Raw genomic sequence first — 7,888 nt, 5'->3', positions numbered from 1 at the left:
GTGTACTGAAACAAAGGCTAAAGCTCCTGTGTATTTACAAGTGCAAGTCTAAAGGACAGCCGCTGGGTGCAGCTTACCCCTCCTCACCCCGGAGCCCATAACCAAAAACAAAAAACCAAAAACCACAAACTCCCAACCCCAAACTCCCAACCCCTAACTCCAAACTCGTCTCTTTTGCACTTTGCCCCATTTCAAGTAGCTTCGCCACGCGAAAAAATCGAACATCAAAAACAACTAATAATCATGGCTTACGATGTCGTTGTAATCGGAAGCGGACCCGGTGGCTACGTGGCTGCCATCCGCGCAGCACAGCTCGGATTTAAAACCGCCGTTATTGAAAAGGAAAGCCTCGGCGGTGTGTGCCTCAACTGGGGTTGTATCCCTACCAAGGCCCTGCTGAAGAGCGCAACCGTAATGGAATATATCAAGCACGCCCAGGATTTCGGTATCCAGGCACAGGGTCAGCACGACTTTGGCGCCGTGGTAAAACGCAGCCGTGGTGTAGCCGACAAGATGAGCAAGGGCGTTCAGTTCCTGATGCGCAAGAATAAGATTGACGTGGTGATGGGCTTTGGTAAAGTAGTAGCCAAGGGCAAGGTAGAAGTTACCGCTGCCGATGGTTCCAAGCAAACCGTTGAAGGCAAGCACATCATCCTGGCCACCGGTGGCCGTGCCCGCCAGCTGCCCACCATGCCCATCGATGGCCAAAAGATCATTGGCTACCGCGAGGCCATGGTACTGCCCACCCAACCCAAGAGCATGATCGTGGTAGGCTCCGGCGCCATCGGCGTGGAGTTTTCCTACTTCTACAACAGCATGGGCACCAAGGTGACCATCGTTGAGTTCATGCCCCGCATCGTGCCTGTTGAAGATGAAGACATCTCCAAAGAACTGGAAAAGAGCTTCAAGAAGCAGGGTATCGAAATCATGACCAATGCCGAAGTAACCAAGGTGGACACTTCCGGTGCCGGCGTAAAAGCCACCGTGAAGACCGCTCAAGGTGAGGTGGTGCTGGAAGCCGACGTGCTGCTGAGCGCTGTAGGCGTACAAAGCAACCTCGAAGGCATCGGCCTCGAAGAGCTGGGTATCAAGTTCGAAAAAGGAAAGATCATCGTTGACAAGTTTTACCAAACCAACCTGCCCGGTGTATACGCCATTGGCGATGCGGTTCCCGGCCAGGCGCTGGCACACGTTGCTTCCAAAGAAGCCATCATCTGCGTGGAGAACATTGGTTACAACGAGAAGAAATACAACCATCAGCCCGAAGCACTGGATTACGGCAACGTACCCGGCTGTACCTATTGCTCACCCGAGATCGCATCAGTGGGTATGAGCGAGAAGCAGGCACGCGACCTGGGTTATGAGATCAAGGTGGGTAAATTCCCCCTAAGCGCTTCGGGTAAGGCTTCTGCTGCCGGTCACACCGAAGGTTTTGTAAAAGTGATCTTCGACGCCAAGTACGGCGAGTGGCTGGGTACCCACATGATCGGGTACAACGTTACCGAGATGATCGCTGAGAGCGTAGTTGCCCGCAAGCTGGAAACCACCTACCACGAGGTGCTCAACGCCATCCACCCCCACCCCACCATTTCCGAGAGCATCAAGGATGCCATCGAAGTGGCTTACGGTGAGGCGATTCACCTGTAACCCCCTGTCCCCCTAAAGGGGAGACTTAGGTCAAACATTTCTATTAGCACAGCGCCCCTCCTGAACAGAGGGGCGCTTTTATTTTATTCTTATCAACTAAAATTTCTGGTGGAATGAACAAGCACTCCGACCTAAGTACCCCCTTTAGTGGGACAGGGGGTACTATTGAAAAACCTTCTTCAACAACTCCGTTGTCCGCGCTGCCGGATCTTTACGGATGGATTGTTCCTCCTGCGACAGTTGCAAGAAAATACCAGCCAGGGCTTTTTCCGTAACATAGCCGGTCAGGTCCGTATTGACCTTTTCGCGGCTCACGGTATTGTATGCCGTAGTGATGGTAGTCCAATGACGCGTGGCATCTACCTTTTTCAACGACTCGCCAATCACGGGTTGAAAAGCCGAAACCAGGGATGCCGTTGTTTTATCTTTTAAAAAATTGGTGGCAGCATTATCACCACCCCGAAGAATGCCCAGCGCATCCTGGATGGTCATTCCCTTAACCGCATCCACAAAGATTTTGGAGGCACTGCCCGCAGCATCTTCAGCAGCACGGTTCATGGCCAGGATGGCAGCATCTACCTGCCGATTCATGCCCATGCTGCGCAGGGTGCTTTCCAGCTTCTTAGCCTCCGGAGGCATCAGGATTTTCAGTGCGGCATCCCGGAAAAAACCATCAGCAACCGAAAGCTTGCCAGTGGCTCTTTGCGCACCAATGGTCAACGCTTCCTTAAGGCCAGCACTCACTTCGGTAGCACTCAGGTTAGTACCGGCTTTGCCTTTCCCAAATATATTGGGCAGCTTCACCTGTGTGGCGGCACTGTCGTTTTTGCCATTCTTTCTAAATACGTTTGGGATGGTTTGGGCATGTATAGCCGAAGCGAACATGGTAGCAGCCAGCAGGGGTATCCAATGTTTTTGCATAGTAGGTATCGATGTTCCAAATTTAACCGGCCAATACCAAACAGCAGGTTAAATCCATTTAACTTGGCGCCATAACCCTTCCACCATGATCAGCATCTGGGAAAAAGAAACCTTTTTTGCACCACAAGACATCATCATCATCGGCAGCGGCTTTGTAGGCCTGTGGAGTGCATTTCAACTCAAGCGCAAGCAACCGCTCTTGCGGATTACCATCCTGGAGCGTGGCCTGATCCCGACAGGTGCCAGCACCCGCAATGCCGGCTTTGCCTGTTTTGGCAGCCTCAGCGAACTGGTACACGACGGACACCTGATGGGTACCGACAAAATGCTGGAACTGGTAGCCATGCGGTTCAAAGGATTGGAAAGAATACAGAAATTTTTTAAGGCCGAAAAGATTGACTTCGCGCTTACAGGCGGATACGAGTTATATCCACATGGTACGGACCCGGAAGAACTGCGGGCCAATATGGGTTATATCAATTCCCTGCTGGCTGATATTACCGGTAGCAAAAAGACCTTCCGCACAGCCAACGACCGCATTCCTGAGTTTGGCTTCGGGCAAACGACACAACTGGTGAAAAACAAATTTGAAGGATGCCTGCACTCAGGCAAACTGCTCCAGGCCCTGCTGTACGAGGTACAGGGAATGGGCGTACAGGTGCTCAATGGCATTTCGGTTATGGATTACAGTTATAGTGGTAATACCATACACCTGTCAACCGGGCAAGGTCTTGATTTTAGCTGTAGCCAACTATTATTATGCACCAATGCTTTTGCAAAAGAACTGCTACCCGAGGCAGATATAATGCCGGCCCGCGGCCAGGTGATCTTAACTTCTCCAATCGACAACCTGCCTTTTGAAGGCACTTTCCATTCAGAAGAAGGATATTATTATTTCCGCAACCTGGGCAACCGGGTGCTGCTTGGCGGTGCCCGCAATAGGGATTTTGAAGGCGAGCGCACCCACCAGTTCGACACCAGCAATACCATCCAGGAAGCTTTGGAAACCTACCTCGCGGATGTCATCTTACCCAACCACCAGGGCCGCTATACCATCACCGACCGGTGGAGTGGCATCATGGCCATGGGTTCTGAAAAAATGCCCATTATTGGCGAGGCGGCACCGGGTGTGTATACAGCCGTGCGCATGAGCGGGATGGGCGTGGCACTGGCACCGGTAGTGGCCCAACAGGTGGCCAAGGAAATGCTGGATTAAACTGTCTTTCCTTACATTAGAGGTGAAGCTTTTTACTACTTATCCTACCAAATAAGCTGTTATCAAACCGTTGAAACGGTTTGGCGCTTAATGATGATGCTGCTAAACCCACGGTTGAAACCGTAGGCTAAAATGGTCATCATCAAAAGCTAACTGGTATTATAACTACCCCCCTGCGCCCTCTGCTCCTCTGCGTCCTCCGCGTAAAACCAACCCTGCACGCTCCTCGGGATAGTACAGGACAATGCCCCCGCAGCAAGCAATATTTTTAAAGCTTATCTCCGCTTGCCACATGATCAATTACCGGATTGCCTTTCCCAAAATTGCCGCAGCTTCCCTCCTGCTCCTTTCTGCCTTCGCCAGTAAGGCGCAAGAAGCCTATCCAATACAACTTTCCAGCAAAACATGGCACGACCAACAATTGGAATTAAGGTATAAACCCGACGGGCAGGACTTTGTTATCACCAATGGCAACAGGCAGTTTACAAGGGCGCTTTATGGCACCCATACTGCCTTCAGGGTTGAAACCGGCGACCGCCCCGAGTTTGCCTTTTATATGCCCGGCATGGGTGGCAACCTCAAGTTCGGTATTGGGGTCGGTGGCAAAACAAAATGGCTTACCGAAGCAGATACCATCATTGCAAGATACCGCCCCGGAGCAAGGCTATACACCATCAAGGATAGATTGCTGGGAAAAGGCAGCTTGCAATTAACCATATTGGCCTTGGCCGATGCAGAAGGATGTATCATCCAAACGCATTTTACAAACCTGCATGAGCCAGCCGAGTTCTTCTGGGCATTTGGCGGCGCCACCGGTAAGAAATTTTCCAGGGACGGTGATATGGGTCCCGATCCGGAATCCAGTTTTTACCTGAAACCGGAAAACTGCAAGGACAATAAGTTTACCATCAGGGAAGGAAGTTTCCATCTTTCCTATGGTACAGGGCTGGTGTCCGGCCCCGATGGAAGGTATTTTGTTGAAGATGCAAAACAGCCTGCAAAGCCCGCCAAAGAGCAATTTCTGGAAGGGGTTTTTGCACCTGCATCGGAGCTCAAACTTTCTGATGCAAAGCACCTTGCTGCTCCCGCCAACCTGTGGCAATCCACATCTGAAAATGCCCCTGTTTTAGCTGGCAAACTAAAGGCTGCAAACAAGTCGACCCATTACTTTTCCATTTACAATCCTGCTACCCGGCAGCCCCTGTTGTATAAGGATCTTGCTTCAGTTTTCACTAGGGCCGAATTTGTACGAAAAGAACTGGCCAGCCGCATCAAGGTCAATACGCCTGATCCTTTTATCAATACCATTGGTGGTGCTCTGGCGGTGGCTTCAGATGCCATATGGGATGCGCCTACTTATATGCACGGCTCTATTGGTTGGCGCATGCGGCTACCAGGCTGGCGCGGTGCCTATACCGCCGATGTGCTGGGATGGCACGACCGGGCAAAGACCCACCTGGGCGCCTATGCACAGTCGCAGTTTACCAGCCCGCCCTCCGGCCCCATCCTGCCCGATACGGCCATGCACCTGGCACGCAGTACCGAAAAGACCGGCATCGGTATGTTCACCAGCGGCTATATCAATCGGGACCCCAACGGCGCCAACCCCAGGCCACACCACTACGATATGAACCTCGTGTTTATCGACCAACTGTTCCGGCATTTTGCCTGGACCGGCGATACAGCCTTTATGCGGCAGACCTGGCCGGTGATCAAAAGGCACCTGGACTGGGAAACCCGCAATTTTGATGTGGACAGCAATGGGCTGTACGATGCTTATGCCGCCATCTGGGCCAGCGATGCCCTGCAATACAGCGGCGGCGATGTTACCCATACATCGGCCTACAACTACCTGGGGTTTAAACAGGCAGCAAAGATTGCAACGCTGTTGGGCGAAGACCCTACTCCTTACCAACGGCAGGCAGAAAAAATATTGAAGGCCATGAACCAGGTTTTGTGGTTGCCTGAAAAGGGGCGCTTTGCCGAGTTCCAGGACCGCCTCGGCAACAGGCTGCTCCACCCGGCGCCGGGCATCTGGACCATCTACCATAGTATTGATTCGGAAGTGCCCACGCCCTTCCAGGCTTACCAGCAACTGCGTTATGTAGACAAGGAAATACCGCATATTCCCATCCGGGCAAAAGGCCTGGATGATGGCGGCTATTACACCATTGCCACCACCAGTTGGATGCCTTATATGTGGTCGCTGAACAATGTGGCCATTGCAGAGTCGATGCACCTGGCACTGGCCAACTGGCAGGCCGGCCGCACCGACGAAGCATTTAAGCTGTTTAAAAGTGAAGTACTCCAATCGATGTACCTCGGTGGCAGTCCCGGCAATATTGTACAGATATCCCGCTTTGATGCGGCCCGCGGTGAAGCTTACCGCGACTTTGCCGACCCGGTGGGCATGTTCTCGAGGGCACTTGTGGAAGGCTTGTTTGGCATTGTACCCAATGCCTTGGATAATACGCTAACCATCAGGCCCGGCATACCGGCAGCATGGAACTTTGCCTCTTTTTCCACGCCGGATATTGCTTTCGATTTTAAAAGAAGGGGCAACAGGGACCAATACACTATTCAACCGGCACTTCCTTTTGAACCATCACTGGTACTGCAGGTAAAAGCACAGAGGCAGGTGCAACAGGTTTTGGTAAATGGCCGGCCTGCCAACTGGAAGAATCTTGCCGATGCCGTAGGCAAACTTCAAATCCAGGTGCAAGCGCCCTATGCGAACAGGTACGATATCACCATTGTGTGGCAGGGTGCAAAACCAGCATCGAGCACCAAAGAGCAGACCTATGTGCAAGGCCAGGTGTTAAAACAGGCCTTCTCCGAAGCCAGGGTTTTACAGGTGTATGATCCCCAGGGAGCGCTTGGAAATACGGAGGTTAGGTCATCCGGTTTCTCAGCTGCAATCAAAGGGGCTACAGGCAATTACACCGTATTTGCCCAAATCAGCCAGGGCCAGCTTTCCTGGTGGCTGCCCATCTGTTTTATCATCAGCACGCCATGGCAATTGCTTGCAGTAAATGGCCAAGAGGAAAACAGTCCTGCTTTCCGTTTACAAAACAATATTGGTGTAGCTACAACTGCGCAAGTAAGCGTCAATACGTTCCGCACTGAAGTCCAGGTGGAAGCAGGCAAAGTTTCAGACATCATCACTGTACCGGAAGGCGCACTGTTGCCGGGTACCAATAAGGTGATCATCACCACTGCACCCGGGAAGGTGCAAACCCTGCATTGGATATACTGGAAAGGCAGGTTTTCGGGCAAACAGGAACCTGTTGATCTCGGCGCACACTTCAACGACCGGGTGAGGCAGATCTTTAAAAACAAATACCTGTCCCCAAGACCATTAGCAACCACTTTGCAACTCCCCTGGCAGGGCATTGGCGACTGGCCGCACCCGCACGAAAGTTTTGAGGTAGCTGATAGCGGCTTGCGCAAACTGGCAGGCCCAGCCGGTGAAATCCTGTTGCCGCAAGGCATCCGGTTTCGTACACCCGGGCAAGCCGGCGTCAACAATATCCTGTTTACCTCCCAATGGGACAACTACCCCAAAGAGCAAACCATTCCTCTATCTGGAAGGGCTACACATGCCTGGCTGTTGATGGCCGGCTCCACCAATCCCATGCAAAGCCAGCTGGCCAATGGCATCGTGGAAGTACACTATACAGACGGTACAAAGGACAGCCTTGTGCTGCGCAACCCGGAAACCTGGTGGCCAATCGAACAGGATTACTATACTGATGGCTTTGCCTTCCGCCTGAAGCAGGCCAGGCCCATCCGGGTGCACCTGGCTACGGGAAATGTGGTAGATGGGAAAACCTCAAAGGCACAGTACAATGGACAAAAGATTCCCGGTGGGGCGGCTACCGTGCTGGACCTGCCACTGGATGGCACCAAAATCCTGCAAAGCCTGACCCTGAAAACAGTAGCCAACGATGTGGTAATCGGCCTGATGGCAGTAACGCTAAATCGTGTGGACTGATGCTTTTATTACACCTAACAGGTTTTGGAATCCTGTTAGGTGTACCCCCAAAAACCTAAAAGGTTTTAAAAACCTTATAGGTTTGGTTTCAGCTACCCACCATCCTTCCC

At 52.1% G+C, this 7,888-nt stretch carries 4 protein-coding genes; 3 read left to right on the top strand and 1 reads right to left on the bottom strand.

Annotation, left to right across the window (positions count from 1 at the left end):
• Positions 1-243: 243 nt before the first annotated feature.
• The gene (lpdA, locus tag BUE76_RS10960; protein WP_073046144.1) at positions 244-1,647 is read left to right on the top strand and encodes a dihydrolipoyl dehydrogenase; all 1,404 of its coding nucleotides are present in this window, start codon (positions 244-246) and stop codon (positions 1,645-1,647) included.
• Positions 1,648-1,809: 162 nt separating this feature from the next.
• Here the strand turns inward: lpdA and BUE76_RS10955 are convergent, their stop codons facing one another.
• Positions 1,810-2,568, bottom strand: coding sequence for a DUF4197 domain-containing protein (locus tag BUE76_RS10955; protein ID WP_073046141.1), 759 nt, complete (start codon positions 2,566-2,568; stop codon positions 1,810-1,812).
• 85 nt (positions 2,569-2,653) lie between these two features.
• Here BUE76_RS10955 and BUE76_RS10950 point away from each other — a divergent pair, with 85 nt between their 5' ends.
• Both BUE76_RS10950 and BUE76_RS10945 read left to right on the top strand, forming a co-directional pair.
• Positions 2,654-3,784: an NAD(P)/FAD-dependent oxidoreductase gene (locus BUE76_RS10950; protein WP_073046138.1), complete on the top strand. Its 1,131-nt coding sequence runs from the start codon at positions 2,654-2,656 to the stop codon at positions 3,782-3,784.
• Between the two features lie 292 nt (positions 3,785-4,076).
• A complete protein-coding gene (locus BUE76_RS10945; protein ID WP_083596642.1) occupies positions 4,077-7,778 on the top strand; it encodes a DUF4450 domain-containing protein in 3,702 nt (1,233 codons plus the stop codon).
• The last annotated feature ends 110 nt before the right edge of the window (positions 7,779-7,888 follow it).

The organism is Cnuella takakiae (assembly GCF_001953305.1).
Taxonomy (GTDB): domain Bacteria; phylum Bacteroidota; class Bacteroidia; order Chitinophagales; family Chitinophagaceae; genus Flavisolibacter; species Flavisolibacter takakiae.
Note: the sequence above shows the minus strand (reverse complement) of the source record. Positions and strands in the feature narration are given on the sequence as shown.